The sequence below is a fragment of the Brevibacillus brevis genome (assembly GCF_022026395.1).
Lineage (GTDB): Bacteria > Bacillota > Bacilli > Brevibacillales > Brevibacillaceae > Brevibacillus.
Genome location: NZ_CP041767.1, coordinates 72,305 through 97,604, shown reverse-complemented (window position 1 = coordinate 97,604; position 25,300 = coordinate 72,305). Strand labels below are relative to the sequence as shown.

Here is a 25,300-nt window from a genome sequence, read left to right as displayed (position 1 = left end):
TGCTGGTTACTCACCGCTTATTTTTGAGGGCCGCCGCTCAGGAATGAGAGACAGAACAGGCAATCCCCTTCTTTTCGCAGGCTGCCGAAATGCACATTGCAGATATGAAATCCTTCCGCGTACAAACGGGCGAGGTTGTCATATCCTTCTCCGACCACTGCCTTTTTGGCTTTTTCCTTCGCGACAGGGCTTGTTCCCTTCTGTTTTGGTTGGGAGCCGGTCTTCTTCCTGTCTAGTCGGTTGCGAAGGTGCTGGTTTTCAACGAGTAATTGGGCGTTTTCCTCCATCAAAACAACGATGACGTCTTTCAGTTCACCAATTTCCTTATAAAGGTCGCCAATACGTTCTTCAATGCTCGCCATCTTGACGAAGATTTCCCGTTTGTCCACTAGCTCACCTCTCCCCTACCCCCACACTTTATTCAAAGGTGGGGAGACCTATCGCAATCTCATCCAATCCGAACTCGGTGACGCGTTTGTCGATTGAAAGCTCTACTTGGACAGATTGGTCAAGTACGTTTACGGAAACGACTCGTCCATTCCCCATCGGGGTGTTGACCATTTTGCCGATGTCCGGCATCTCATCCTTCGAGCTTTCATAGTTGTCGTTCTCGTATTTTAAACAGCACATCAGCCGGCCGCACAGACCAGAGATTTTGGCTGGATTCAACGAAAGATTTTGGTCCTTGGCCATTTTGATCGAGACAGGCTCGAAATCGCCGAGGAACGTCGAACAGCAAAGCAACCTGCCACAAGGCCCGATCCCGCCAAGCATTTTGGCTTCGTCACGCACACCGATCTGGCGAAGCTCAATCCGGGTGCGGAATACGGAGGCGAGGTCTTTTACCAGCTCACGGAAATCAACCCTGCCGTCAGCGGTAAAATAAAAAATAATCTTGTTGCGGTCGAACGTGTATTCCACATCGACCAGCTTCATATCGAGCTTGTGCTCTTTGATCTTCGTCTGACATACAGCAAAAGCATTCTTGGCGGCTTGCTTGTTTTCATCCACCTGTTTTGCATCTCGCTCGTCTGCCATCCGAATGACTTTTTTCAGCGGCAATACGACATCAGACTCAGCCACTTCTTTTTTGCCAATGACGACCTTGCCAAATTCGACCCCTCGCGCCGTTTCAACGATGACGGTGCAGTCTTGCTCAATCGGCAGTCGGTCAGGGTCGAAGTAATATATTTTGCCCGCTTTCTTAAAGCGGACCCCAACAACCTCGTACAAGGGTTATCCCTCCTGGAATTGAAGAACCAACCGCTCAAGAGCCAACTGTGCGTTGGCATTTCGCTCTATCCGATTTTTCGTCTCCATGACCAAATCTATCCCGCGCAAGAGCTCAGCTTTTGTCCATACCAGTGCTTGTCCTTGCAGCACATCCTGTTGGTCGCTGTTAATGAGATGGGCATGCCTGCCTACTTGCAAATACAGGATATCGCGCAGCCAAAGGATGAGCAAATCTAAAAAGAGGGGTAGTTCCTCTTTACTTTTGTCGCTCTTTTGCAACATATCATGGATCGTTAAGAGTGCAGATGAATTGCGCTGTTTGCACTCCTGCACCAATTGTATCACTAGATTTCTTAGCTGTGCAAACGATTCTGATTGGCTGAGTGTCATGGCTTCTTCCACATTTGTCGTAATGTGGGAAGCAACCTGCGCCATTCCCGCCAAAACGCCCTCCGCACGCAGCTTTTCCGCAATCGATTCTGCAGAAACTGGTGAAAATTGAACGATTTGGCATCGAGATAAAATCGTAGGAAGAATCGCATGGCTGTGCTCTGTCAAAAGCAGTGCCAGTACACCAGCGGGCGGTTCCTCCAGAAACTTGAGCAGACTGTTGGCAGCCTGTGTCGTCATTTTATCGACGTGCTCGATGATATATACCTTGCGTGACGACTCGACGGCGCGCATCGCCATTTCTTTTTGCAGCGAACGGATCTGGTCGATCTTAATCGAAGCCCCATCAGGCGTAATAAACAACACATCCGGGTGGTTGCCACCCTCTATGCGCCTGCATGTAACACAGGCCCCGCAGGCGTCTGCCTCCCTTTCCGAACAAAAAAGGGATTTCGCCAGATGCAGGGCCATCTGCTTTTTACCTGAACCTTTGGGACCCGCCAGCAAGTAGGCGTGTGCCAGTCGTTCGTTGCGCAAACTATGAGACAGCAGTTCCTGTGCTCGTGGCTGCTGAGAAAAACGGGTCCATGTCATGATGGTTTCACACCCACTAAAAATACAAATTGATCAACATGCCGCGGATTTCGCCAATCCTGGCTAACAAATCAATCGTTGGTGCCTGCTCGCTCAAGAGCTCATCTGTCAGTTTGAGCAGCTCGGCATCCACCTCTTTGACGATTTTGTACAGCCTGCTGCGACCACGCCGATTCATTCCTCGTCTGTCATCTAAGGCTATGCCGAACTTCACAGCCTCTTCCATGAACTGCTTGACGAGATTTTTATAAGCATAGAAGTCACGAACGGCCCGGGAACGAGCAAGAATCTGTCCCTGCTTGTCTATGTCTGTCAGCAGCCGGGTAAGCTTCTCCTGAGACATACGCTCGTCTTCTCCTTGAATCATCGTGCCAAAATTCAGCTTTTCCAGTTGAGGATTCTTGCGTGAATCCGTTGTTTTAATCAAGTCCAGTTTAGGCCGTAACCCATCACTGATTTTCATATCGCCACCTCCGTCGCCCGATCCAATACAGGGTTTGTCCCCATGAGATCAAGTATATACGAAAGCTGCGAAAAAAGAGAGAAGGAACCACGTTAAAATGAGTGGAACTCTCCGACATCCAATACGAATACTGCCGCACCACCCACCTGAACTTCCAACGGATATGGCATGAACGAGTCTACAGCATTGCTGAGTGGAGAGACGGGAGTGACCATTTGTTTGCGGGATTTGCAATTATGCGCAATGATGTCGATTACTTCCGGCACGCTTTCGTCAGACGTACCGATCAAAAAAGTTGTGTTACCGGCGCGTAAAAAGCTACCCGTACTAGCCAGCTTCGTAGCACGAAAACCTTTTTTCACCAGTTGTTGAGACAGACGACCACTATCTTTATCTTGGACGACCGCAACTACCATTTTCATCGGCTATCACCCTTTCTCCCATGATCCATTCCCAATTTGGCTTCTTCATTGTATGAAAAACACGTAGGCTTGGTACGTTATTTCGCTTAAACATATTATACAGCATGTACATCATCCTGCGGTACAGGGAACCTTACAGCCTTTACAATCTGTCTAGCAGTGCCTGTAGGGCAGATTGATATACTTGTTCCATCGGCTGCTCGGCATCAATAACGACAAAGCGCTCTGGGTCGCGTTCCATGACCAGCTGATACCCTTCCCGAACAAGCTCATGGAAACGCATCCCTTCCAGATCAAGACGATTTACTTCTCGTCCACGGGAGGCATTAATCCGTGCCAATCCTGTTTCGGGCTGTACATCAAAGAACAAAGTCAATTCCGGCATGCAGTCACCGACAGCAAATCGGTTAATCTGGTAGACAGCATCAATGCCCAATCCCCGCGCATGTCCTTGATAGGCGAGACTACTGTCGATAAAACGGTCGCACAGTACCAGCTTGCCCTCTGCCAAAGCAGGTAACACCTTTTCCGCCAAATGCTGGCCACGTGCTGCCGCATACAAGAGAGCCTCTGTTCTTTCATCCATCTGCGTGTGGGCCGGATTTAAAATAATTTCCCGAATTTTTTCGGCGATATCAATTCCACCGGGCTCACGAGTCAAAAGTACATCGACTCCCCGCGTTTTCAGCTCTTCGTACAGCTTGGCGATGACGGTGGATTTCCCAGCCCCTTCTCCGCCTTCTATTGTAATAAATCGGCCTTTTTTTCCTGTTGCCACTTCCATACTCCTTCCACCCCTGTTGTAGCAGGCCAGTTGCTTTGATTATCGTAAGACCTGTATCGTTTGTAGCTGGTCGTCCTGTACGCCATGGAATCGGGTTTGTCCTCTCGCCAATTCCTTTAGCATCGCCAGACTTTCTTCATCGATCCGCTCGCCTGGCACCAGCACCGGAATCCCTGGCGGATATGGAATTACCATCTCTGCCACAATGCGTCCCAGAGCCTGCTCCAAAAGAATCGACTCCCTCGGGCAGTCAACGGCTTCATGCATCGGCAATGCCTGCTCGCGCAAATAATGGGAAGACACGACTCCCGTCAAAAGAATGCGCTCCTCCCCCGGTTCTACTTGCGGCGCCATCGATTCAAGCAATCTCCACAAAGCATCCAGGTCTCGGGAGGTTGTTCCCGTCGAGGCTGCGAGGAGTACATGAGAGTCATCCGCCAGCTCCGAGAAAATCCCGTGCTTTTCCATCCATTTCTGCAACTCAAATCCACTGAATTGGGCCGTTCGCAAATGGAAAAACAGCTTCAGCGGGTCAAGCGTAGCGTATACGCTGTTCGTGGACAGCCGCGGCCAATCCAGCCAGTCCAGTCGATCAAGTCGCTCCCGAAACTTGTCCAAAAGCGGCAACAACCTGTTCCATTCCTCAGTCGCCTCCAACACCAGATGACGTCTGGCTACATCGAGTGAAGCCATCAGCACATAGGATGGGCTGGAAGATTGAAGCATGGCGAGATGGCGGAACAACCGCTCACGATCAATTCGCTCTCCCTGAATATGCAGCATCGAGGACATCGTCATTGCCGTTCCCATTTTGTGTGTCGATTGGACCGAAACATCCGCACCTTCCTGCATGGCAGAACGAGGAAAGGCAGAATGGAACCCGTAGTGGGCACCGTGGGCTTCGTCTATCAAAAGCGGTACGTCAAACCGGTGGACCGTAGCCGCCATTTTCGCCAAATCGATACCCATTCCATAGTAGGTAGGATTCGTCAAAAAAACTGCCTTGGCATCGGGGTGTGCAAGCAGCGCACGCTCTACATCTTCGCGCCTTACACCCGCAGCGACTCCTGTTGCCAGATCGACGGCAGGTACTAAAAAGATCGGGGTTGCTCTGGCCATCATAATGCCGTTGAATACAGACTTATGGCAATTGCGTTGTACGAGTATCTTGTCACCCGGTCTGCATACCGTCATGATGAGGGCGATATTTCCTACTGTACTTCCTCCGATCAAAAACTTGGTCTGTTCCGCATGGAAGGCTTGCGCCGCCAAATCCTGCGCTTCTGCAATGACACCCTGTGGCTGATGCAGGTCATCTGTCCCGCTAATCTCCGTTACGTCCAGCTCCAAGATGTCTTGAAAGCGATTTTTCGCATGGTTGTCAAAGCTGTGGCCCATTTTATGTCCTGGCACATGAAACGGATGCGGCCGATGCTTGGCGTGCCGTTCAAGCTGTTCATAAAGGGGCGCACGCTTTTGTCGCTCCCGAAATTCAACATCTCTCTCCAACACGCGCGACTCACGTCCTTTATTTTTATTCCCCTATTTTAGCATGATTTGGACACGCATGAATCCAGCAAAAAAAAGACACCGGAATGCACCGATGCCTTCTTTCTTCACGCATCTTTTCGCAACCAAATGCGTCTCATCTGATGAATAAAAAACGGGTACTTTTCATCCTGTACATCGGTATTGACCATTTCCTGTTCGCACCGTTGACAGATAAACTGCTCACAAATGGCGATTCCGTCATTCTGCTCCTGTTCACAGACGATACATCGCTGAGCAACTTTTTCCATAGTGAAAACGCCTGCCCTTTTCCTCAATATACCAACCATTATACCCCATTATAATCAGCATCATTCCCAAATGTTCGTGTTTTCGCCGATAGCTCGGTAGGCTTGGAAGTAGGACCGGGCTTCCTGCACAGGGAAGCAAGCTGCAGCATCAATGACATAGGAATGCCTCATTCTGTCAACTAGCTCTGATAACGGCAGCTCTGCAATGGTCGTTCCTGCGGCATTCCCGATCACGAGCAAATCCGCATCCTTTACAGCTTCCTGCCACGAATCGTATAGCGTCCAACCCGCCCTCCTTTTGTTCGGAATTGGCTTGTCCTCTCCCGTGTACACCGCAACGTCTTTTTCAGCCAACCAGTCAGAAGGCATATGCTCCCATAGCGAATCCTCTCCCCAAAGTACGATCCGCTGTATATTGGCTTTTTGTAGAATGAGCCTGCATTCTTTTTCAAGCCATCGAACGATGAGGGAAGAGTCTTGGCGGGAGGGGTAGAGCCAGCCGTGACCGATTCGTTTGTCCATACCGAGCGCGCGACTGACTTGGTGCAGAGAAATTCCTTTCTCATCGCAGCTTGTACCAAGTTCGATGTAAAACTGCTCCTTCCACGCAAAATAGGCAGGGAATTGCCGAAGTGCTTCATCCACCTCGCGCATCCCGCATACCATCGTCACCAGTGAGTAGCGAGCGAGCTGCTTACAGAGGAACCGCATCCATCTCCCAGTAGGTTCCCCTCCAAGCAAAGCACGCTCGTGGGTAAATAACGCCATGCGAATGACCTCGTACTCCCCGGTGTGCTCGTATTGGGTATGCAGGGTATTCGCCCAGTCGTATGGCACGTCGCTTCCGTAAACAAGTGCGAGCCATGGCCCCGTTCCCAGCTGTTGCATCCTTTCCTGCAAAAGCTTGCCATCACTCTCTTTTGTCAGCAGAAATCCATTGGCGCCTTCATCTTCTTGTACGGCTTCCCCGCCGCAAACAATCATCTCTATTCCACACGCTCCTAGCTCATTTCCGAATCTGGCTACGACCTCCTCTGAAATGACCCATAGCTTCACTCTCTCTTCCCTCCTCCTCACGCCCTAACCAATCAGATCCCCTATCATTCCTTTTATCCTGCCCATAACAAAAAACCGTCAGTCTAATCAGGCTAGACAAACGGCTTATTTCATTCGTTGTATGAGCTTTCTCAAGATTTGCGACTGTGCGATAATGGAAACGCAGACTTTCAATCATCCAGACCGCTGTAAAAGGAAGTGACTTCTCATGAAGGAAACCGCCGCCCATACGATCTATAGCTACAAGCTGCTCTATCGTTTTCGCTGGCGATTCGTCGGCTACCTTTTTCAACTCTTGTTAATAGGCTTGTCCCTTATTTGGCACTCATTCATGCTACAAGTCCCCGCTTATACGCTGATTGTGACGTTAGCGATTCTACCCGTGATACCGATCTGTCATTTGGTCTTATTTCGACTGTATGCCCTTCTGCGCAGCCATAAGCCAAAGACAACTGCCGATATGCTCGTCTCTCCGTGGTGGGGGGCAGGCTATCCTCTTCCCATCCCGCTCTCTGTCTATCGGGGAAGTGAGCTGACGGTAATCGTGGGAAGTATGGCGATAGCAGCCGGGGCTTATGTGTGGCTTTCGGAAGGATACGGGCTCACCTTGATCACCGGAACGTTGATCGTCGCGCTGCCACGCCTTCTCGCCCTCCTTGCTTCCTTTCGCCAGCCAAGTCGTAGCCGTGTGAAATACGAGGATCGCGGCGTTGCTTTTTTGCTTACCGATGGATAACCGAATCGATACACCTTTACATAACCCATAGCTTGATGACAATCAACGCCGCCAATCCAGGCAAACGGAGAAGTCCGACGAGCAGAGCCGTCACCGGGTTGATCGGGATGTGAAAGTTAGCCAACTCTCCAACCAGATTGGTGAAAAACAGCAATAATGCGCCAATCACGACTTGCATGATCCCAAATCCAATCCACCTGATCGGGCCCGTGACAGATTTGCTGGCGGCTATCACCAGCAAAATTCCAACTACAATCAGTGCTATAACCCACCCTGTAGTCATCGGCTTTTCCTCCTATGCCTGTTGGCGATTCCTCTCGCGCTTTGCTTGCGCGAGCAAATACATATACCGCTTTTCGGTCACGTGCAAATAGTAAATGACATCATCCAAACCGCCATCCGGTTCACTGATCTCCACAAGATGGCGGGCATGCTGCCAGTCCATTCGCGCCTGATTGACTGCCACATCCAAGCTCGCTTCATTCCATTCCACCACGAACCTCGCTTTTTTTCTCCACCTACTCACCTGCAAGCTTCCCCCTCAATGAAAGTAGTAAAGTACTCCTGTCATGTTGTTCAACGCATGCAGCAAAACGGCTCCCCAGATTGATTGGTACCGATGTCGAACGAATCCGAGTATAAGTCCGATGACAAAAAGTGGAGCGAACAGAGCGATATCCATATGCAAGAGCCCAAACCAGAGACTGCTCAGCAGGATACCCAAAACGGGCCCGATTCTCTGAACCAGATAAGTCTGAATCACGCCTCGAAACAAAATCTCCTCCGCAATCGGAACCAATATGCCAATGACCAGAAGTGAGGTGAGCGCCGCCAAAATATCCGTTTCTTTCGCCTGCACGATCTCTTTTTCGATCTGCTGCTCTCTCTCTGAGGACAGAGACAGTCCAAACCAGTCCGCAATCGGGTTAGTCACCACCGTATCCAACACCAGTGCAATCAAAAGAAACAGAGCAGCTAGCATCAGCAGCATCCGGCCTAGTCGTACAGGTCGGCGAACACCGATTTCCCCCAGTCGCCCACGAAACCAAAACGGAATCAAAATCAACAGGAACAGTTGAAAAATAGCTGATTCCAATATCCCTCCGATCGTACCGGTGGAAAAGAAGGTACCTTCCAGCAAAAACCCATACAACAGTAGTACGCCTGTTTGAAACACATGCAGCCAAGCTACAATATGCAGTACATCATTCCCTGTAAACTCGTCATATTGCCATAGCCATGACGTCGGCTGCCGTCTTTCCCTTAGCAGGCTCACAATGAAACCAATGGTCGCAATGAAGCTAAATACCGTCACTGCAAATGCAAGTAATCCTAGCCATACCTCCGGTTGCCCGACGGTGGTAGCGATCCACTTTCCGTCTGCCCCCTTGTGAAAACGAATCATGGATAACTCCGCAGCAAACATGAGCCAATACCCAATAAACAGCATGATCGCCCATGGAGTGGACTTCTGTCGCCGTATCCCACTCGCAAGCGACAGTCCTGGTCCTGTCAGCATCTCCTCACGCTCCTATTTCACTGTATGTCTCGTCCATTCAAAAAAGTCCGGCATTTCTATCAAGATTGCAAAGCTTTGATCTGATCTTCTGCTATTTGCTTGAGATATTCATTTCGCGTCCGCAAAAACCGCGTCATATACGCCTCCAGGAACAACCAATCTGCGAGCTTTCCCAAAATACCCAGCGGAGATGTGTAATCAAAAATATCAATCATCCTCGTCTGATTGTCCGTTATTGGAATAAACTCATGCGTATGATGAAACCGTTTGAATGCCCCGGAAACCATCTCATCCACAAAATAGCGCGGTTCCTCCATCTCTGTGATTTTCACCGTCAAATTCTGCTTGATACCGAAGTGAACGGCTTCCCAGGTAACCGTCTCCCCCTGGTTTATCAGTCCGCTCGTTACTCCTCCGATCGCTCTCTCCTTCGTGCTGGCGGTCGATTCCATATGCAAATCAATGCTTCTGGCAGCATCGAAGCAGACCTGTCGCGGAGCATCTATCAAAAACTCCATACGAATAACAGGCATCCTGCATCCTCCTCTTGAAACGAAAAAAAGACAGGCAGCCCCCGTCTTCTTCTCTCTATATCGTACTCTAGGATGGTATTTTTAAAATTTCCTTTACAGGTCGCGTCTGCCTTCCAATGCTTTGGTCAGCGTCACTTCATCGGCGTACTCCAAATCTCCACCGACTGGCAAGCCATGGGCGATACGCGTCACGCGAATGCCAAAAGGTTTAATCAGCCGGGAAATGTACATCGCTGTCGCTTCCCCTTCGATATTCGGATTGGTCGCCAAAATGACTTCCTTCACCTGCTCATCACCGAGGCGCTTCAACAGGTCAGGAATGCGAATATCTTCCGGACCGATCCCATCCATAGGAGAAATTGCCCCGTGCAAAACGTGATAATACCCTTCAAACTCTCTCGTCTTCTCCATCGCTACCACGTCACGCGGCTCTTGCACCACACAGATGACTGAACCGTCACGGCGTTTGTCTCGACAAATATGACATGGATCAAGATCGGTAATATTGTTGCAGACCGAGCAATAATGAAGCTGACGCTTGGCATTGACCAATGCTTTTGCCAGATCAAGCACGTCGTCCTCTTTCATATTGAGCACAAAAAAGGCAAGCCGCCCAGCCGTTTTGGGACCGATGCCGGGCAATTTCATAAAACCATCAATGAGCTTTGAGACCGGTTCTGGATAAAACATCGCCTACTCCTCTTTTCCTGCCCAATTTTTAGAACAGGCCTGGGATGTTCATGCCTCCGGTAAACTTACCCATTTCCTTGCCTACCATTTCATCGGCTTTACGCAGTGCATCGTTCACAGCAGTGAGCACCAGGTCTTGCAGCATTTCTACATCCTCAGGGTCTACTACTTCCGGCTTGATCACGATGTCTTTGATTTGTTTATGTCCATCGATTTTTACAGTGATTGCACCGCCACCAGCAGAGCCTTCCACGATTCTCTCTTTCAAGCCTTCTTGCGCTTTCTGCATTTCTTCCTGCATTTTTTTCACTTGCTTCATCATTTGTTGCATTTGCTGCATGTTTTTCATTGAGGTATCCTCCCTAAATGGTTATGGTTGTATGATTTAGTCTTTGACTTCAACAAGATCTTCTCCGACGAGCTTGATGGCTTCCGCCAAAAATGGGTCCTCTTCCGGCTCATCAGAAGCGTCCTTTTGACCAACCTGCTGGTCTACACTTTGCCACTCTTCCTCCATGACAGACAAGAGCTGCAAGGGCCTGCCCAGCACCGTAGACATAACGCGCTCGATCACGCTCCGAAGCTCTGCCTCCATCGTCTTATCGCAATGGATGGCACTGTTGAAGGTTACGACAACAGCTTCATTGCCGGCAGCTACCGGTTGACCATTGACTAGCCAAGCCTGGTACTGAATCTTGATCTTTTTCAGTTCGGTCAAAATTTGACTCCACTGCCCGCGCACCTGTCTCGTCAAATTCTCATCCATGGCCTTCGCGACTTCCCTGACTCTATTCATCGGGGTTCGCGAACCACCAGAAGCCGCAGCTATGCGCCTTGGCTCGTTCTTGCGCGTTTCTTCGGCCTTTTGCTGGCCGGGAATGCTCACCTGACCTTGCATCACTTGAACCAAACGCTCTTCCAAAACGCGGATACGATTGGACATCGCGGTCAGTTCCTCGCTGTTAACGGGTGAGGCTCCCATAGATTCCGTCGCATTCGCATTAGGCTGGCACATTTTGACAAGCGTCAGTTCAACCAGCACCCTTGCATAGGTCGACCATTTTAATTGCGACAAAGCCTGATTGCAGGTCTCAATCGCTGCATAAAGCACCGGAAACGAGTACAGCTTTGCAACCTCTGCAAACTGATCATCAATCATGGTCCGCTCGACAATCTCTTCCAACTGCGGCGCTGTCTTCAATAACAGCATATCGCGGTAATAATAGAGGAAATCGTGCAGGAACTGCTCCGGGTCTTTCCCTTGCACCATAACCTTATCAAATTGCTCCATGACCTGCGCAATATCATTTTCGGCAATATGTCGCGCAAGCACAGAAAAGTAAGATTGGGCAACTGTGCCCGTAATCTGCATAATATCGCTAGCACGAACCTCGTCCTTGCTATAGCTAATCGCTTGGTCCAACAAGCTAAGAGCGTCACGGGCTCCACCTTCAGCCATCTTCGCTACGAGCTGCAGGGCCTGCTCCTCCACCTGCACCCCTTGTGATTGGCAAATCCTTTGCAAAAGATCGACCATCACTCTCAGAGGAATTCGGTGAAAATCAAAGCGCTGGCAACGAGAGATAATTGTAGCTGGCAGCTTGTGTGGCTCTGTCGTCGCCAAAATAAAAATGACGTGGGACGGCGGCTCTTCGAGGGTTTTTAACAAAGCGTTAAATGCCTCTGTCGTCAGCATATGCACTTCATCGATGATGTACACTTTATACCTGACGTCACTCGGGGCAAATTTCACTTTGTCGCGAATGTCGCGGATCTCTTCAACACCACGATTGGATGCCGCGTCGATTTCCAGCACATCCGTTACAGAACCGTTGGATATGGCTCTACACGTATCGCATTGATTGCATGGCTCACCATCTATGGGCTGCTCGCAGTTCACTGCTTTCGCCATAATTTTGGCTGCACTTGTTTTTCCCGTACCTCGGGGACCGTTGAATAAATAGGCATGGGACAGCCTATTTTCGCGTAAAGCATTACGCAAGGTTGTCGTAACATGCTCTTGTCCGACTACGTCTTGAAAAGTCTGCGGTCGGTATACGCGGTATAGCGCGGTATAAGCCATGTTCGTGTGACACTCCCCATCTGCACAGTCCTCTTCTATATCCTATTCAGTATACACGATTGCCACCGTTCGTACAAAGTGAACGGGCAAGTCTCACTTAAAAAACGCCCCGTTCACAATTGTGCGGGACGCATTCTACTCCTAATACGGCAGCATGATATGGAAGGTCGTCCCAAACCCTTTGGAGGAGACACGGATTTGACCGCCAATATCGTGAATGATTTTTTGGCAGACGGACAATCCGAGCCCAGTCCCTTCCTCTTTTGTCGTAAAAAACGGATCAAAAATCTTATCAATAATGTAAAGCGGGATGCCCGGACCTGAATCGTGAATATCGATACTGACTTTGTCGCCATCCTGATCGAAATGATGGGAAATCCGAAGCGATCCTTGCTCTCCCATTGCTTCTATTCCGTTTTTGCAGATATTAATAAACACTTGCTTCAATAGCTCGTTATCCCCGACGACCATTGGAAGCTTACCGCAAGAGGCAAACTGAACATCAATTCCATACAGATTCGCCTGTGACACGACGATCGGCAAAATTTCCTCAAAAACGGTATTTAAATCGACCATGGAATATTGAATATTACGTGGCTTGCTCAATAGTAGGAATTCACTGACTAAAGAATTGATGCGATTGATTTCGGTGAGCATGATTTCGGTGTACGTTTTCTCCCGCTCCATGCCGCTGTCAGCGAATGACTTGAGGAACATTTGCAGAAATCCTTTGATCGAGGTGAGTGGATTACGAATCTCATGTGCTGTACCAGCAGCAATTTGCCCGATCATCGCCAAGCGTTCATTCCGCTCGAGCTTTTGGGCGAAGGATCGCAGATTTGTTATGTCTTTGAAAAGAATAAACGCCCCCACTGTTTTCCCTGACTCGTCTTGGAGTGTATTGGCGTCGACAATCAGCTCATAGCGTTGGTTGTCATTGGTCCAGGAAGTCGCGACATTTTGCAGCTTTACACCTTCCAGCAGTTCTTTTTTAATGAACCGATGCGGTTCGGGAATGCCGCTAAATACTTGATCGACGTGCTTATTGATGACGTCCAGTCTCTCCATACCCAACAGCTTGCACGCAGTTTGACTGGCTTCGATAATGATCGATTTCTCGTCGAGGATAAACAAGCCCATGCTTGTATCATAGGTCAGTTTGGTCAGCAATCGCTGCGACAAAAGCTGATCGCTTTCTTTTAGGAGTTGGGGAAAATGAATCATGTACAGAAGTTCTTCTGCTTGCTGTGCCATGATCATGACAGGTGTGCTCCTGCATCTTCCCTGTTTATCACACCATTCCAGTTCAACCTCGCCTTTGGTTCCCACTTCTTCTTCCTTTCGCAAATATTCCTCATACATGAGCTCTATGGAGCCTCGATGGGGAAGAAGAGAGCTGATAGGCTGATTGACAAGTTGATCGCGTGAATATCCGGTTACACGAAGCAGTTGTTCGTTGACCTCCACGATACTACCCGCTTGATTCACCAATAAAACGGCAGTAGGCAGTTGATGCATGAACCGCTGCAATCGACCGGACGAGCCAACGAGATGTAACGAAGAAAGTGCACCCATAGCTTGTCCCTCCTGGCCTATGACGTATTTTGAAAGGAAAGAAAGAAATCCTTTCCGCCTATTATGAAAATTCGTGAAAATACCCGTAAAACCTTCATTCTATCTACCCGAAAAGCATGGAAATGTTTCGCTAGTTATCGTCAAATTCCAACAAAAAATAATTGGATCGTAAAATAAACATAAATAAAAATAGCATGCTTCCCTTCGGAAACATGCTATCTGTCATTCGTGATAAGTACCGTGCACCTATCTTCGATAATTCTTATCCGAGCGTTACTTATGGTAGCAGCTCAGAGCAGGCTACCCTGCGGCACACGCGATGATCCACTTATGGCTGCTTCCTTCCGGACCTGACCAGATTCATGGGTTCGCGTTGCACAGGACCCGCTCCTCAACACCGCCGCCATAAGGCAGCCTCACATAAGAAAACCTAGGATAGGAATTCAACCCTGCTATTGCGGATTGCAGGTTACAGGGCACCGCAACCTCCCCGTCTAGCACGGTAGAACTAGAATACCAAAGTTAGTAGCCGATAGCAAGGAGTAAACCTATCCAGTGCTAGGAAATCTCTCTATCCTTACTAACTCTTCCCTTGCAATCCGCCGATTGTGTTATCTGAATAGCTCCATCCTCAAAAGCCTTCTTAAAAATCGAAACAATAGATGGGTCGAACTGTGTTTCTTGGCATCGCAGAATTTCTTCGTATGCGTCATTTGCTGATATGGCTTTGCGATAGGAACGTGTAGATGTCATCGCATCAAACGTATCTGCAACGGCAAGAATACGCCCGATCAGCGGGATTTCTTCTCCTTTGAGCTGATCCGGGTAACCTTTTCCATCCCATCGCTCATGATGATGCCTTACTCCTGAACTGATATGAGACAGGTTTTCTATCTGCTCCACAATTTTTCCACTGATGATGGAATGAGTTTTCATGCATTCATACTCGTCAGGCGATAGCTTTCCTGTTTTTAAAAGGACGTGATCAGGAATGGCTACTTTACCGATATCATGCATTAATCCAGCATAACGTAAATCATCTCGTGAAACGGCAAGCTGCTCCTGTTGCTGTAAATAATCGTAAATGATAAGGGCATAGTGTGTAACTCGTTCTGAATGTCCTGCTGTATAAGGGTCCTTCATCTCTACGGCTAAGTAAAAGCTGCGAACGATTTGATCCAGGCTCTGTTGCGAATACTCCCGCTCCCGGGTAATTAATGAATGCATTTGTTCTGCCATAGTGTTGAACTTATTCTCCAGTAGCGTTATTTCTTTCATCCCCTGTATCGGAACGCGTATGGAAAAATCACCTTTCAACAAGGAGTCAGTAGCGGATACCAAGCTATAGATCGGCTCACCAATCCATTTTGATAAACGATGAGCCACATAACAGGCAAATAAAACAACGATAAAAATGGTGAAAAAAAAGATGAGGTTCAATCGTTGTAATCGTTCATTAATCCCCTCTCTCGGCAACCACTCAAAATAAGCAGCACCGCTTTTTTCAGATACTTGACGGTATACGTAAATGTCTTTTCCTTCGATGAGCAAAGAAAAGAGTCCTTTTTCATTGGATTGTTCCCACTGATTGCGTACCATTTCATAATGAGGAAGCCCCGAAACATGATTTCCAATCATAGCTTTATCGGTGTGAACCATAATGGTTCGGGAGGGGGAAAGGACCATCATGCCATACTCTTTTGGAACGACGTAGGTACGGATCCAGTCAGTCAGTTTATCCAGATCGATTTCCACCAATAAAAGTCCCGTAGCTTCTGGATTCGAACTCTCCAGGCGCTTCTCGAGAAAAAATGATCTTGGATACTTCTCTTGCTCCCTTTTGGTAAGAAAATCTACCCTGCTTTCTCCGGTTCCCCATTGCTCTCGTTCCATAAATTGATTATCCGCACTCCAGCTCTTATCTTCGTGTAAGGAGAAAACTCTTCCATCCTCACCGAGAAAAACAATATTGCCTACCACGTTTTGATTGCGGGAGAAACGCTCAAATAGATTTTGGACGGCTTGTTCCTGCGATGGCCATTCACGCCGGATACCATTTTTATTTCCTTCGACAAAAGATGGTCCATCTGTTACACGCACAGTCAGCCTAATCGCCAATTCATCGGTATCCTTTTGGATAGACTGAAAAAGAGACAGAAGTCGTTCATCGACGAGCCCTATATTCGCATCCATATTCGTCTTGTACAGCTCAAATACTGCCTCTTTGGCTTGATCATAAAAAAGGAAGCAAATAAAAATAGTAGGCCCCAGAATCAATAGTAAAAATGTGGAAAACAATCGATCCCTCCACTTTAGGTACACAAGCCTCCCCCTTTTTCTAAGCTGTTCACCAAACCTATAGCTACACCATTTGTAGTGGGTACGATTATATAGTGTCCCTTCACTATTTCCCGCTGGGATCAAACGTAAACCTTTGTTCGAACCAAAAATGGAATCTTTTTCATCCATAGACAAACGGACGCTGTCGTAATATTCTAGCTAAGAATTATTATCGTATGTGAGGAGATGCATCAGATGAGATACATCCTCCTGGTTTTTCTCGGAGCATGTAGTTACGGCATACTATCAACCATCGTAAAGCTTGCCTACAAGCAAGGCTATTCCCCCGCAGAAGTAATTGGTGGGCAAATGTTTTTGGGCTTTGTGCTGACCTGGATACCCGCGCTTTTCTTCCTGCGGACCAAGCCTCCCCTTCGCCAGTTGCTACTATTGGTCGTCGTAGGTCTGACAGTCGGTTCGACGGGAATTATGTACTACAATGCCCTGCAATATATCCCAGCCTCGATCGCCATTGTCCTTTTGTTTCAGTTCACATGGATGGGCGTACTGGTTGAAGCTGTGATGACTCACAGGATGCCTGGAAAGGAGACGATTTTTTCCCTCCTCTTGCTGTTGACAGGAACCCTTCTTGCAGGGGGAATTTTTGAGAGTGGTGGATTGGCCCAATTTCATATCATGGGTGTCATATTCGGTCTTCTCTCTGCCGTCTCTTTTACGTTGTTTATTTTGTTCAGCGGGAAAACCGCCATTGCTGTTAATCCGTGGATTCGTAGTTCCAGCATGGCGACTGGCTCTGTTCTGTTGGCCAGCTTGATTTACCCACCCGTTTTTCTATTCAACGGAGCATTGTTGGACGGGTTGTTTCCATACGTATTTTTGCTCGCCTTCTTCGGTATTTTCATCCCGACGGTTTTTTTCAATTATGGTATGCCGCACATCGGACCGGGGATGGGAGCTATATTAGGAGCAGCTGAGCTACCTATGGCTGTGCTCTCCTCTTATGTCATTCTGAATGAATCTGTCTCTATACTCCAAGTGAGCGGTGTCGTGATCATTTTACTGGGAATCATCTTCCCGGAATGGCTGCGCCAGCGAAACATTCGAAGAAACAAGGTTACCTCATAATTGTTGTCCAAAGCCCGTCATTTGTGCCTCTGCCGCACATATGGACGGGCTTTTTATGATAAAAAGCAAAAAACCTCTGCTCCACGCAGAGGGTTGTTAACTTCAATCATTATTCCATTCGGGTTACTCTTTTCGATCACGCTCGATCATCAGAGGCTGTGGCGCAGTTGCCATGCTTTTTTGTTTTCTCCAAACAGTAAATCCATAATAAGCAGCAGCAATGAGAACCAGTACGCCTAAGACAGAAAAAATGACGGTTCGATTATTCAATAAGGCCACATAGGAAGTAAGCATCTCCACTTTGTTTCCCATAAAATGACCGAGCAAAAACAAGATCAATGTCCATACAAAGCCGGTTGTGTACGAAAACAGGGCGTACCGTGGAAACGTCATTTTCCCGATCCCGACCAAGTAAGGAACCACATGCCTGACGACAGGAAAGAAATAGCTGATACAGAGAGCGTAGCTTCCGTAACGATCGAGCAGCGACTGCGCTTGATCTACGTACTTGTTCATTCCTTTTTTTCGACTAATCCAGTTCAATGCAGGTGCACCTAGCCATCTCCCGAGCACATACCCCAATGACAACCCAGACACAACCCCCAAATAGGTCGCAATAAATGCAGGAAAAACATGCAGAATCCCCATCGAGGTCAGCACTCCCGCAGACAGCACGATTACCTCGTCTGGAATCGGCATACCAACAATCCCTAGCCATAACATAAAGAAAAGAGCAAAATAGCCAAACTGACCCACAGACTCGGACAGCATATCGACAATCATTTAAAAATCCTCCTAGCCGACACCCTTGCCATCATCCTTCCGGCAAATGTAGACAAAGGCAGGTGGCAGATTCAATGGAACCATTTTCACCGATACTTGCTCAAATACAGAGGAAAGCTGCTTTTTCATTTGCAGCGAATATTGAAAGGCGACAAATACTCCGCCTGGTTTTAGCGCATGATATACCTGATCCATGATTTGATCGCGCAGCTCTTGTGGGAAGTTGGCAAACGGCAATCCCGACAAAATACAGTCGGCTTTACCTAACCCCGCTTCCGTAAGAACCCGATTCAAATCTACCGCATCTTCGTGGAATCGTACATCGGGAAATAGTGGTTCCAACCTTTTGCGCATCTTGGTCTCCTTTTCAAAGGATACCAGTACGGCTTCGGTTTTTTTCTTTTGCTCGATCCACTTCGTAAAAATCCCCGTTCCCGCTCCTAATTCCACAATTGTATGTGCTTGCTCCCAGTCGATGGGTGCAACCATTTGTTTACAAAGCGCACGGGAGCTAGGAGTAATACTGCCTACTTGGCCAGGTGACCGCAAAAAATTATAGAAGAACATCATCCGATCCTTCATGCTAGATGGATGATGGCAATCGATCATCATGTCTATATACTCCCTTCTCAGTTCTTACTTATCCAATATCATATCCAAAAAACATTACGAATTATCTACCAAAAACGAAAGATTTTCTTACTACTATAACAGTAAACGAATGGAAATAAAAATTCCTCCGTCTATAGTCGGAGTATATAATCACGCTCATGATGGTTTTTTGAGTGATTTCTATACGTTACAATGACAGTAGATCAAGTTTTACATCTAATCAAGGAGGACTTATTTATGGATTATAGAGGTGTAAAAGTCATCACGCACGCTAGCACATTTTTTGCACCGATCCTTGTGCCCATTCTTGTCTGGCTACTCGTACAAAATCGTGACGCCAAAAATATGGCGCTGCAAGCTTTGGTGTTCCACATCATTATGACGGTGCTTATCGCTATTTCCTGGTTCTTCGCCTTCTTGTTGATTGGGATTCCGTTCCTAATTGTGTTTGGACTGATGGCGATCTACTACCCGGTTAAAGGTATCATTTATTCCTTAAATGGACGCCCGTTTTCCTACCCATTCGTCGGTGGGATTGGCCGATAATCTCGATACACAACAAAGACCAGCTATCCTTTAATAGGAAGCTGGTCTTTGTATTCAGGTAGGGCCTAATTCCAATTGAGATTAGGAGCCTACTGTGAAGCGCTCATTTTGATGCTTCGGATTTTCGATTTCATCGAGCATCGCCACTGCGTAGTCAGCATAGCTCACATAGCTCTGTCCGCTAGCGTTCACTAACAGATGGTCTTTTCCGAGTCTGTACGCGCCTGTTCTCTCCCCTGCTGGGTCAAAAAAGGCAGATGGACTGATATACGTCCATTGAATGCCGTTTGACTCTTCCAATACACGCAAGTACTCACCATGCTTTTGTGCAGTTGCCAAGTAAGCCTTAGGGAAATCAGGAGTTTCTACAAGGCGCAGTGTTTTGGCTTCATCAACAAACAAACTGCCTGCACCACCTACAACGAGCAAACGTGTAGAAGGAGCACCCTTCAACGCTTCAATCAGTGCCTTCCCTGACTCGACGTGCAGATGCTCTTGACCTGCTGGTGCGCCAAAAGCGTTCACGACTACGTCAAAGCCGTTCAAATCTGCGGCTGTCAGGTCAAACACATCTTTCTGAATCACAGCTACATCTTTTTGCTCGATTTTGGATGCATCACGCACAATCGCTGTCACTTGATGACCACGATCCAACGCCTCTTTCATAATCACCTTACCTGCTTTACCGCTTGCTGCTACAATTGCAATTTTCATGATAATATTCCCTCCGTTTTGTATGTTGTTGATGTAACTTAATTAGTTACAACACTCTCAAAAAGTATAGGCGTTTGTCGCATCGCCCTGTTGTAATCATTTTAGTTACAACAAAAAGAAATGTCAACCCTGTTTTTTTATCGCAGTAAAAAAGCACCTGGGTATTCAAACCTACACCAGGTGCTAGCTGTTACTTCTTTTTCGTCGGACCATTCCAGGTAATGAACCCGCCTTGCAGATGGGCCATCTGCGGAATGCCGTGTTTCTTTAAAATTTTTGCTGCCTGCTTGCTACGCATCCCGCTCCTGCAGTACAGCAATATATCGTTTTTGCTGGAAATTTCTTTTGCACGTTGGTCGAGCTGAGACAAAGGGATGTTCACCGCTGATGGAATGTGACCCGCTTTGTATTCGTGCGGCTCACGTACGTCGATGAGGAGTACCCTGCTTTTTTGGTTGACCCGTTCCTTGAACTGATCTGACTTGAGATTTTCCAATCCCTTCACAGGAACGAAGCGAGAGATGATATACCAAATAATGACCGCATAGGCGATCAGCAAAAGAATCGTAGTGAAACTCATAGGAAGCTCCTCTCCAAAATCGGTTTAGCGACTCTTGACCAAAAGCTCTACGGCTTCTTTCACCAGCTTGCTCGTGTCTCCCCCAGTAGCCTGCTCCTCTAGCAAACAGCGTTGCAGGTTTTCCGCTACAATCTGGGCAATCGCCTTGTCTGAAGCGTTGCGAACGGCAGAGAGCTGTGCTACTACGTCTTTGCAGTTTTTCTGGTCGTCCATCATTTTCAGTACACCGCGGACTTGTCCTTCGATTCGTTTTAATCGTCTTTTGATATCGTCACTGTAGTTGTAATCCATATGAATTCCTCCTGCTTGGAACTACTTTACATACAGGTATCTTATGCGAAATACAGGCAATGTCAAGCGAAGCGCCTACGTGAGCTGTTTTAAATAAACAGGTTTACTTTTGCCTGTGTCGCATCCCCCAAATAAGCAGCTACACCTGCATACTCCATTCCGTCCAGCAATTCTTCCTGCTTGAGGCCGAGCAAGTCCATCGTCATCGTACAAGCGACCAGCTTCACCCCCTGCTCCTGAGCCAGCTCGATGAGTTGCGGAAGCGTCAGGGCATTGTGCTTTTTCATGACATGCTTGATCATCTCTGGCCCCATGCCCATCATGTTCATTTTAGACAGTCCGAGCTTCTTGGCGCCTCTTGGCATCATCCAACCGAATGCTTTTTCAAGCAAACCCTTTTCTACCTTCACGATCTCGTCTTTGCGCATGGTATTTAGTCCCCAGAAGGTGAAAAAGATCGTGACATCATGATCGTAAGCCGCAGCTCCGTTCGCAATAATAAAGGCCGCAACCGCTTTATCCAAGTCACCGCTAAACAACACAATTGTCGTTTTTTCTTTTTGTTTTTCCATGTAAGAACACTCCTTAGAAATACTTATACTTGTATAGGTATAAAAATAAGCGAAAGAAGCTTTTGCCAAGAAAAGCATCTTTCCTTATAGAATGTCACTCCAAATCTTGATCGCCGTTCCACAGATCAGCACAATCAGGCCATAACGCAAATATCTCACATCGCTCTTGGCGCTGACCATACTGCCCACCGGCGCCCCCAAAACACTTCCGATGACCGTATACAAAACGGGCAAGAGCGGAATTTGCCCACCCGACAGCTTCCCGATCACACCACCTATTGCGGAGATGAATACAATAGCCAAAGATGAGGCAATCGTCACCCGCGTAGGTATTTTCAGCACGGTCAGCATGATCGGAATGAGGATGAACGCTCCCCCTGCACCGACAATCCCAGATACGATTCCTACGGCAAACGCTGCACCAGCAGCAATGAAGCGGTTATACGCAACTTCCCCTGCTGCCTCTTCTGTCCCTCTATTTTTCACGAGCATCAAAATCACGGCGATGATCGCCAGTATCCCGTACACCACATTGATGCTTTCATTCGACAAGTATTGGGAGAGAGCTGCACCAATCAGGCTGCCCCCCAAGATGCTTCCCCCCATATCTCTGACGAGTCCTTTATGAATCAGGGGCGAGTTTTTCCCGTTTCTTTTGCGGAAAGCCAGTACGCCAGACAGCGACGCGAAAAACACTTGAAACATCGATATCACCGAAACTTCCTGGGCGGAAAACTGAGCCACCCCTAGTGCCGGTGGGATAAACAGAAGCATCGGATAGCTGATGATCGCTCCGCCAATCCCGAGCAATCCGGAAAAAAAGGAGCCGACAAAACCGAGAGAGACCATGAGCAGAAGCAGCAAAACGTCCATATATCCTCCTTGCATTCCTACCTAACACATCGGAATGCTCAAACCTCTTTTCAAATGAGTCAGCATCAAGTAAAATTAATTCCAAGTAAATAACTGTGAATAAGGTGATTTAAATGGTCCGCTTTTTCAAATCCATTTTTCAGCATCGGTGCCCCACCTGCCAAGAACCTTTGCGCTCACACAAAAATGCCTTGTTCAGTGAAAAGCAATGCCCAAATGGCCACTACAAAGAAGAAATCTATACGCACCTTGGCGTACGTATCGTTTATGAAAATCAGGAGTAAGCGAGCACTAAACGAACGTTAGCGGCTTGGTCCAAAAGTGCTCGCTTCTGTCTCCCTACAGCTTTTTCACCAAAAATTTGTACACACCGTTCTCAACCTCATGGGAAACCAGCTCATTCCCGGTTTGCTTGACCCAAGCGGTGAAGTCGTTCAAAGAGCCTTTGTCTGTCGAGAGTACTTCCATGGTTTGACCGGATTGCATTCCGTCCATTGCTTTTTTGGCTTTGACGATTGGCATCGGGCAAGCCAGACCTTTTGTATCTACCACAAGATCCGCCATTTTTCATTCCTCCTGTTATATAAGCGCGTGATCAAAAGACGATTTTTTGAATTACCTTTTCGTTATTTATCGTGAATGGCGCAGCGATTTGGCCCTACTTCCATCTCTTGTTGTTCCTCTTCGCTCGGTTTTAATTTCCCCATGTTCACTTGACGAATCTCTTGATACGCATTCGGCTGCGGCGGCAAATGATGCGTAACGATATGCCGGAATTCACTTTCATCCCCAATCGTTAGCCCTGGATTGTTGCGATACAAATCACCCAAACGGGCGGATACGACACCCATCGAACCAATCTCCGTGTAGCTGCCAAAATGAGCAGGCAACACGAGTAAATGCTCGGGAAGCTCTTTATATCGATTATACAAGGTGTTGTGCAGGTCTCCCACCCAATCTTCTGCTTTCCCGGCCAAATCCGGGCGCCCGATCGAAGCGACAAACAAACTGTCTCCCGTGAGAAAAAACGTATCATCGACAATCAGTGACGTACTCCCGATGGTATGTCCGGGGGAATAGATCGGCAGGATCGCGATTTTGGTTGCCCCCACTTGGATTTCTTGCCCTTCCTCTAGCTTACGATAGGAATACGTAACTTCTTCCGCATCTTTTTCTGGAAGCCAATACGACGCATCGAGCTGATCTGCCAGCTTCTTTCCACCGGAAATATGGTCGGCATGCAGATGGGTATCGATGGTGTGCTTGATCGTCCATTGATGCTTGGCTGCAAATGCTTCGTACACATCCGTCATTCGCAATGTATCGACGACAGCCGCTTCTCCTCCTGATACGACCATGTAAGACAAGCAGCCTTTTCCAATGCGGACAAACTGATAAATCGCACCGCCATCACGGAGGTCTCCCACCTTCACTGGCTCCAGATGCTCACTCCACGCTTTCATTCCACCTTGCAGGTAAGAAACGTCTGCAATGCCCGCTTCTGCTAGCATCTCTGCGACAAAAATGGACGAGCCCTCTTTTGCACAGACGACCAACACTTTTTGATTCACAGGGATTTTCTCCAGAACACTCTCCACCCCATCCAGCAAATCAAAGTAAGGGATGTTCATGCTCACTACTCGATGCCCTTCGATTCTCCAATTCTCGTAATCGCTCGTATTGCGAACGTCGAGAATAAACAATTCCTCCTGCGCAAAAAGAAGCTGCGTTAGCTCGTGTGCTGTCATCGCCTTTACGCCTGTTTGTTGTTCCATCATCTTTCTCTCCCCCTTATTGTTTTTCTGCCGGGCCATTCCAGCCAGACATACCCGGTACTACATTGGTGATATTGGTAAAACCTTTTTCGGCCAGCAACTGACAAGCCATGTCGCTGCGCTTGCCAGATCGGCAGATGATGTAAATGTCGTCATCGGGCTGTAATTCATCCAAGCGCTGCTCTAATACTCCCAGGGGTATTGAAATGGCTATAGGAATGCGGTGAAAAGCGTACTCCGCCGGTTCTCGCACATCAATGAGCGTCAGCTTCTCGTTGGCTTCCAGCTTTTTTTGCAGTTCTTCATTAGAAATGGTCCGCAAGAAATTCGTCTCCTCTTTCACCTCATGGGTACTCGCTTTTCGCAGGAAATGCTTCCACACTTTCCCTTCCTGAACCGTACCCAAAAATTCATGCCCGGTATTAGTTGCCCAGCTCTTCAGGTCAACCAATGACCCTTTATCCGTCGCCTGTACCTCCATCACTTGACCCGGTAACATCTCTTCCATCGCTTTTTTTGTGCGTACGACAGGCATTGGACATGCCACCCCTTTGCAATCTACTGTTTTATCAGCAGAAAAATTCGATTGTACAGACATGCTGTCTACCTCCTACGTTTTTGAATGGAAATGTGATCGATCAATTTTATACGTATACCCCTATGGGTATTATAATATGCCCCTCGTTTCTCTTTGTCAATAGTCGAAACGTGACCGACCCACTCTTTCATACGTATCTTCTTACAAACGAACTTGTACCAACATGGAGGCGCCCAATGAAACTAGCTGACCGGATGAAGGAAAAGAACACGAAGACAACAGAGCTGTCAATTTGGGGACCATACTTACGGGAAGAATGGGAAAAGCATTTTGCGAGCCATCTGACCGAAGAGGATAAAGAGAGGATTTTTCTCAAAAATAAAGACGGCTACCAGGGGTATCTGTGGCATTTATTCAGCAATAAGCTGAGGGATTGTCTTGAACGAGAGGAAGCGGATGAGGCCTTTCAGCAGGTAGCCCATGAGTCGTACTATGTGTTTTACCAGCTTGCTAACGAAGTGCTGATCTTGGAAAATGCTGCGAGGTTTTCTGTCGCGGACTTGGAAAAGGAATACGATGTGTACGTCGTGGATAAGGACTTTACGTGGACGTATGTGAAGACCCATGAAACCAAGTGGTGTGGGCCTTATTTTTGTAGGAAATAGGATGAGGGAAACAAAGAGAGGAAGCATTCGGATACCTTTAGGGGTATG

Annotated in this window: 32 protein-coding genes and 1 other RNA gene; 4 read left to right on the top strand and 29 right to left on the bottom strand. The window is 47.7% G+C overall.

What is annotated here, in order from left to right:
• Window positions 1-17: 17 nt before the first annotated feature.
• The 9 genes from yabA to FO446_RS00555 all read right to left on the bottom strand — a co-directional run bounded on the left by yabA (window position 18) and on the right by FO446_RS00555 (window position 6,741).
• The gene (gene yabA, locus FO446_RS00595) at window positions 18-389 is read right to left on the bottom strand and encodes a DNA replication initiation control protein YabA (RefSeq protein WP_173605680.1); all 372 of its coding nucleotides are present in this window, start codon (window positions 387-389) and stop codon (window positions 18-20) included.
• 28 nt (window positions 390-417) lie between these two features.
• The gene (locus FO446_RS00590) at window positions 418-1,233 is read right to left on the bottom strand and encodes a PSP1 domain-containing protein (RefSeq protein WP_173612108.1); all 816 of its coding nucleotides are present in this window, start codon (window positions 1,231-1,233) and stop codon (window positions 418-420) included.
• A 3-nt stretch (window positions 1,234-1,236) separates the two neighbouring features.
• Entirely contained in the window at window positions 1,237-2,217 is a 981-nt protein-coding gene (gene holB / locus FO446_RS00585; protein WP_221868231.1) for a DNA polymerase III subunit delta', read from the bottom strand.
• A gap of 16 nt (window positions 2,218-2,233) precedes the next feature.
• On the bottom strand, window positions 2,234-2,680 hold the full coding sequence (locus FO446_RS00580; protein ID WP_012683855.1) for a YaaR family protein: 447 nt from the start codon (window positions 2,678-2,680) through the stop codon (window positions 2,234-2,236).
• Between the two features lie 92 nt (window positions 2,681-2,772).
• Entirely contained in the window at window positions 2,773-3,102 is a 330-nt protein-coding gene (locus FO446_RS00575; protein WP_007719896.1) for a cyclic-di-AMP receptor, read from the bottom strand.
• 142 nt (window positions 3,103-3,244) lie between these two features.
• Entirely contained in the window at window positions 3,245-3,886 is a 642-nt protein-coding gene (gene tmk, locus FO446_RS00570) for a dTMP kinase (RefSeq protein ID WP_012683854.1), read from the bottom strand.
• Between the two features lie 39 nt (window positions 3,887-3,925).
• Entirely contained in the window at window positions 3,926-5,398 is a 1,473-nt protein-coding gene (locus FO446_RS00565; protein WP_237899762.1) for an aminotransferase class I/II-fold pyridoxal phosphate-dependent enzyme, read from the bottom strand.
• Window positions 5,399-5,502: 104 nt separating this feature from the next.
• Window positions 5,503-5,685 (bottom strand): sigma factor G inhibitor Gin, encoded by a 183-nt coding sequence (locus FO446_RS00560; RefSeq protein ID WP_007719893.1) that lies wholly within the window; start codon window positions 5,683-5,685, stop codon window positions 5,503-5,505.
• Between the two features lie 60 nt (window positions 5,686-5,745).
• The gene (locus FO446_RS00555) at window positions 5,746-6,741 is read right to left on the bottom strand and encodes a hypothetical protein (protein ID WP_232774377.1); all 996 of its coding nucleotides are present in this window, start codon (window positions 6,739-6,741) and stop codon (window positions 5,746-5,748) included.
• 208 nt (window positions 6,742-6,949) lie between these two features.
• Between FO446_RS00555 and FO446_RS00550 the strand changes: the two genes are divergently transcribed.
• Entirely contained in the window at window positions 6,950-7,477 is a 528-nt protein-coding gene (locus FO446_RS00550) for a hypothetical protein (RefSeq protein WP_173612112.1), read from the top strand.
• Between the two features lie 16 nt (window positions 7,478-7,493).
• Here the strand turns inward: FO446_RS00550 and FO446_RS00545 are convergent, their stop codons facing one another.
• The 10 genes from FO446_RS00545 to FO446_RS00500 form a co-directional block, all read right to left on the bottom strand.
• Window positions 7,494-7,760 (bottom strand): pro-sigmaK processing inhibitor BofA family protein, encoded by a 267-nt coding sequence (locus tag FO446_RS00545; protein WP_007719887.1) that lies wholly within the window; start codon window positions 7,758-7,760, stop codon window positions 7,494-7,496.
• 12 nt (window positions 7,761-7,772) lie between these two features.
• Window positions 7,773-8,003, bottom strand: coding sequence for a DUF2508 family protein (locus FO446_RS00540; protein ID WP_012683849.1), 231 nt, complete (start codon window positions 8,001-8,003; stop codon window positions 7,773-7,775).
• 15 nt (window positions 8,004-8,018) lie between these two features.
• The gene (locus tag FO446_RS00535; RefSeq protein ID WP_237899761.1) at window positions 8,019-8,996 is read right to left on the bottom strand and encodes a CPBP family intramembrane glutamic endopeptidase; all 978 of its coding nucleotides are present in this window, start codon (window positions 8,994-8,996) and stop codon (window positions 8,019-8,021) included.
• Between the two features lie 59 nt (window positions 8,997-9,055).
• A complete protein-coding gene (locus tag FO446_RS00530) occupies window positions 9,056-9,529 on the bottom strand; it encodes an SRPBCC family protein (RefSeq protein ID WP_237899760.1) in 474 nt (157 codons plus the stop codon).
• Between the two features lie 93 nt (window positions 9,530-9,622).
• Window positions 9,623-10,219 carry a recombination mediator RecR gene (gene recR, locus FO446_RS00525; RefSeq protein ID WP_017246916.1) on the bottom strand — a complete coding sequence of 199 codons (597 nt, stop codon included), beginning with the start codon at window positions 10,217-10,219 and terminating at the stop codon, window positions 9,623-9,625.
• 28 nt (window positions 10,220-10,247) lie between these two features.
• Window positions 10,248-10,559, bottom strand: a complete 312-nt coding sequence (locus FO446_RS00520; RefSeq protein WP_026134079.1) for a YbaB/EbfC family nucleoid-associated protein — start codon at window positions 10,557-10,559, stop codon at window positions 10,248-10,250.
• A 45-nt stretch (window positions 10,560-10,604) separates the two neighbouring features.
• The gene (gene dnaX, locus FO446_RS00515) at window positions 10,605-12,302 is read right to left on the bottom strand and encodes a DNA polymerase III subunit gamma/tau (RefSeq protein WP_173612115.1); all 1,698 of its coding nucleotides are present in this window, start codon (window positions 12,300-12,302) and stop codon (window positions 10,605-10,607) included.
• Between the two features lie 141 nt (window positions 12,303-12,443).
• The gene (locus tag FO446_RS00510) at window positions 12,444-13,877 is read right to left on the bottom strand and encodes a PAS domain-containing sensor histidine kinase (protein WP_173612116.1); all 1,434 of its coding nucleotides are present in this window, start codon (window positions 13,875-13,877) and stop codon (window positions 12,444-12,446) included.
• Window positions 13,878-14,115: 238 nt separating this feature from the next.
• Window positions 14,116-14,380: signal recognition particle sRNA large type (ffs, locus tag FO446_RS00505), an RNA gene on the bottom strand.
• Between the two features lie 55 nt (window positions 14,381-14,435).
• Window positions 14,436-16,199, bottom strand: a complete 1,764-nt coding sequence (locus FO446_RS00500; protein ID WP_173612117.1) for an HD-GYP domain-containing protein — start codon at window positions 16,197-16,199, stop codon at window positions 14,436-14,438.
• A 213-nt stretch (window positions 16,200-16,412) separates the two neighbouring features.
• On the opposite strand from FO446_RS00500, the gene FO446_RS00495 reads away from it, so the two are divergent.
• Entirely contained in the window at window positions 16,413-17,303 is an 891-nt protein-coding gene (locus FO446_RS00495) for an EamA family transporter (RefSeq protein ID WP_237899758.1), read from the top strand.
• Window positions 17,304-17,426: 123 nt separating this feature from the next.
• On the opposite strand, the gene FO446_RS00490 is transcribed toward FO446_RS00495, so the two are convergent.
• Both FO446_RS00490 and FO446_RS00485 read right to left on the bottom strand, forming a co-directional pair.
• On the bottom strand, window positions 17,427-18,086 hold the full coding sequence (locus tag FO446_RS00490; protein ID WP_173612119.1) for a DedA family protein: 660 nt from the start codon (window positions 18,084-18,086) through the stop codon (window positions 17,427-17,429).
• A gap of 12 nt (window positions 18,087-18,098) precedes the next feature.
• On the bottom strand, window positions 18,099-18,698 hold the full coding sequence (locus FO446_RS00485) for a class I SAM-dependent methyltransferase (protein WP_221868223.1): 600 nt from the start codon (window positions 18,696-18,698) through the stop codon (window positions 18,099-18,101).
• Window positions 18,699-18,935: 237 nt separating this feature from the next.
• Between FO446_RS00485 and FO446_RS00480 the strand changes: the two genes are divergently transcribed.
• A complete protein-coding gene (locus FO446_RS00480; protein WP_221868222.1) occupies window positions 18,936-19,244 on the top strand; it encodes a DUF4870 domain-containing protein in 309 nt (102 codons plus the stop codon).
• An 81-nt stretch (window positions 19,245-19,325) separates the two neighbouring features.
• Here FO446_RS00480 and FO446_RS00475 read toward each other — a convergent pair whose 3' ends face one another.
• The 8 genes from FO446_RS00475 to FO446_RS00440 all read right to left on the bottom strand — a co-directional run bounded on the left by FO446_RS00475 (window position 19,326) and on the right by FO446_RS00440 (window position 24,647).
• Entirely contained in the window at window positions 19,326-19,958 is a 633-nt protein-coding gene (locus tag FO446_RS00475) for an NAD(P)-dependent oxidoreductase (RefSeq protein WP_232774373.1), read from the bottom strand.
• A 190-nt stretch (window positions 19,959-20,148) separates the two neighbouring features.
• Window positions 20,149-20,538, bottom strand: a complete 390-nt coding sequence (locus FO446_RS00470) for a rhodanese-like domain-containing protein (protein ID WP_221868221.1) — start codon at window positions 20,536-20,538, stop codon at window positions 20,149-20,151.
• A 24-nt stretch (window positions 20,539-20,562) separates the two neighbouring features.
• Window positions 20,563-20,829: a metal-sensitive transcriptional regulator gene (locus FO446_RS00465; protein WP_173612124.1), complete on the bottom strand. Its 267-nt coding sequence runs from the start codon at window positions 20,827-20,829 to the stop codon at window positions 20,563-20,565.
• A gap of 89 nt (window positions 20,830-20,918) precedes the next feature.
• The gene (locus FO446_RS00460) at window positions 20,919-21,401 is read right to left on the bottom strand and encodes a DsrE/DsrF/DrsH-like family protein (RefSeq protein ID WP_237899756.1); all 483 of its coding nucleotides are present in this window, start codon (window positions 21,399-21,401) and stop codon (window positions 20,919-20,921) included.
• 84 nt (window positions 21,402-21,485) lie between these two features.
• Entirely contained in the window at window positions 21,486-22,274 is a 789-nt protein-coding gene (locus FO446_RS00455; protein ID WP_232774371.1) for a sulfite exporter TauE/SafE family protein, read from the bottom strand.
• 339 nt (window positions 22,275-22,613) lie between these two features.
• Window positions 22,614-22,838, bottom strand: a complete 225-nt coding sequence (locus FO446_RS00450; protein ID WP_173612126.1) for a sulfurtransferase TusA family protein — start codon at window positions 22,836-22,838, stop codon at window positions 22,614-22,616.
• A 62-nt stretch (window positions 22,839-22,900) separates the two neighbouring features.
• On the bottom strand, window positions 22,901-24,052 hold the full coding sequence (locus tag FO446_RS00445; RefSeq protein WP_232774370.1) for an MBL fold metallo-hydrolase: 1,152 nt from the start codon (window positions 24,050-24,052) through the stop codon (window positions 22,901-22,903).
• 13 nt (window positions 24,053-24,065) lie between these two features.
• A complete protein-coding gene (locus FO446_RS00440; RefSeq protein ID WP_232774369.1) occupies window positions 24,066-24,647 on the bottom strand; it encodes a sulfurtransferase TusA family protein in 582 nt (193 codons plus the stop codon).
• Between the two features lie 176 nt (window positions 24,648-24,823).
• Here FO446_RS00440 and FO446_RS00435 point away from each other — a divergent pair, with 176 nt between their 5' ends.
• Window positions 24,824-25,252 (top strand): DUF4275 family protein, encoded by a 429-nt coding sequence (locus FO446_RS00435; RefSeq protein ID WP_173612129.1) that lies wholly within the window; start codon window positions 24,824-24,826, stop codon window positions 25,250-25,252.
• The last annotated feature ends 48 nt before the right edge of the window (window positions 25,253-25,300 follow it).

Excerpts from the sequence above, each read along its gene's own strand:
- FO446_RS00495 (WP_237899758.1), top strand. The coding sequence starts at position 16,413 with ATGAGATACATCCTCCTGGTTTTTCTCGGAGCATGTAGTTACGGCATA.
- FO446_RS00485 (WP_221868223.1), bottom strand. The coding sequence starts at position 18,698 with ATGATGATCGATTGCCATCATCCATCTAGCATGAAGGATCGGATGATG.
- recR (WP_017246916.1), bottom strand. The coding sequence starts at position 10,219 with ATGTTTTATCCAGAACCGGTCTCAAAGCTCATTGATGGTTTTATGAAA.
- FO446_RS00455 (WP_232774371.1), bottom strand. The coding sequence starts at position 22,274 with ATGGACGTTTTGCTGCTTCTGCTCATGGTCTCTCTCGGTTTTGTCGGC.
- FO446_RS00535 (WP_237899761.1), bottom strand. The coding sequence starts at position 8,996 with ATGCTGACAGGACCAGGACTGTCGCTTGCGAGTGGGATACGGCGACAG.
- FO446_RS00435 (WP_173612129.1), top strand. The coding sequence starts at position 24,824 with ATGAAACTAGCTGACCGGATGAAGGAAAAGAACACGAAGACAACAGAG.
- FO446_RS00445 (WP_232774370.1), bottom strand. The coding sequence starts at position 24,052 with ATGATGGAACAACAAACAGGCGTAAAGGCGATGACAGCACACGAGCTA.
- FO446_RS00470 (WP_221868221.1), bottom strand. The coding sequence starts at position 20,538 with ATGAGTTTCACTACGATTCTTTTGCTGATCGCCTATGCGGTCATTATT.
- FO446_RS00460 (WP_237899756.1), bottom strand. The coding sequence starts at position 21,401 with ATGGAAAAACAAAAAGAAAAAACGACAATTGTGTTGTTTAGCGGTGAC.
- FO446_RS00450 (WP_173612126.1), bottom strand. The coding sequence starts at position 22,838 with ATGGCGGATCTTGTGGTAGATACAAAAGGTCTGGCTTGCCCGATGCCA.
- FO446_RS00520 (WP_026134079.1), bottom strand. The coding sequence starts at position 10,559 with ATGCAGCAAATGCAACAAATGATGAAGCAAGTGAAAAAAATGCAGGAA.
- FO446_RS00490 (WP_173612119.1), bottom strand. The coding sequence starts at position 18,086 with ATGATTGTCGATATGCTGTCCGAGTCTGTGGGTCAGTTTGGCTATTTT.
- FO446_RS00510 (WP_173612116.1), bottom strand. The coding sequence starts at position 13,877 with ATGGGTGCACTTTCTTCGTTACATCTCGTTGGCTCGTCCGGTCGATTG.
- FO446_RS00440 (WP_232774369.1), bottom strand. The coding sequence starts at position 24,647 with ATGTCTGTACAATCGAATTTTTCTGCTGATAAAACAGTAGATTGCAAA.
- FO446_RS00580 (WP_012683855.1), bottom strand. The coding sequence starts at position 2,680 with ATGAAAATCAGTGATGGGTTACGGCCTAAACTGGACTTGATTAAAACA.
- FO446_RS00475 (WP_232774373.1), bottom strand. The coding sequence starts at position 19,958 with ATGAAAATTGCAATTGTAGCAGCAAGCGGTAAAGCAGGTAAGGTGATT.
- FO446_RS00545 (WP_007719887.1), bottom strand. The coding sequence starts at position 7,760 with ATGACTACAGGGTGGGTTATAGCACTGATTGTAGTTGGAATTTTGCTG.
- dnaX (WP_173612115.1), bottom strand. The coding sequence starts at position 12,302 with ATGGCTTATACCGCGCTATACCGCGTATACCGACCGCAGACTTTTCAA.
- holB (WP_221868231.1), bottom strand. The coding sequence starts at position 2,217 with ATGACATGGACCCGTTTTTCTCAGCAGCCACGAGCACAGGAACTGCTG.
- FO446_RS00575 (WP_007719896.1), bottom strand. The coding sequence starts at position 3,102 with ATGAAAATGGTAGTTGCGGTCGTCCAAGATAAAGATAGTGGTCGTCTG.
- FO446_RS00530 (WP_237899760.1), bottom strand. The coding sequence starts at position 9,529 with ATGCCTGTTATTCGTATGGAGTTTTTGATAGATGCTCCGCGACAGGTC.
- FO446_RS00550 (WP_173612112.1), top strand. The coding sequence starts at position 6,950 with ATGAAGGAAACCGCCGCCCATACGATCTATAGCTACAAGCTGCTCTAT.
- FO446_RS00465 (WP_173612124.1), bottom strand. The coding sequence starts at position 20,829 with ATGGATTACAACTACAGTGACGATATCAAAAGACGATTAAAACGAATC.
- FO446_RS00560 (WP_007719893.1), bottom strand. The coding sequence starts at position 5,685 with ATGGAAAAAGTTGCTCAGCGATGTATCGTCTGTGAACAGGAGCAGAAT.
- FO446_RS00480 (WP_221868222.1), top strand. The coding sequence starts at position 18,936 with ATGGATTATAGAGGTGTAAAAGTCATCACGCACGCTAGCACATTTTTT.
- tmk (WP_012683854.1), bottom strand. The coding sequence starts at position 3,886 with ATGGAAGTGGCAACAGGAAAAAAAGGCCGATTTATTACAATAGAAGGC.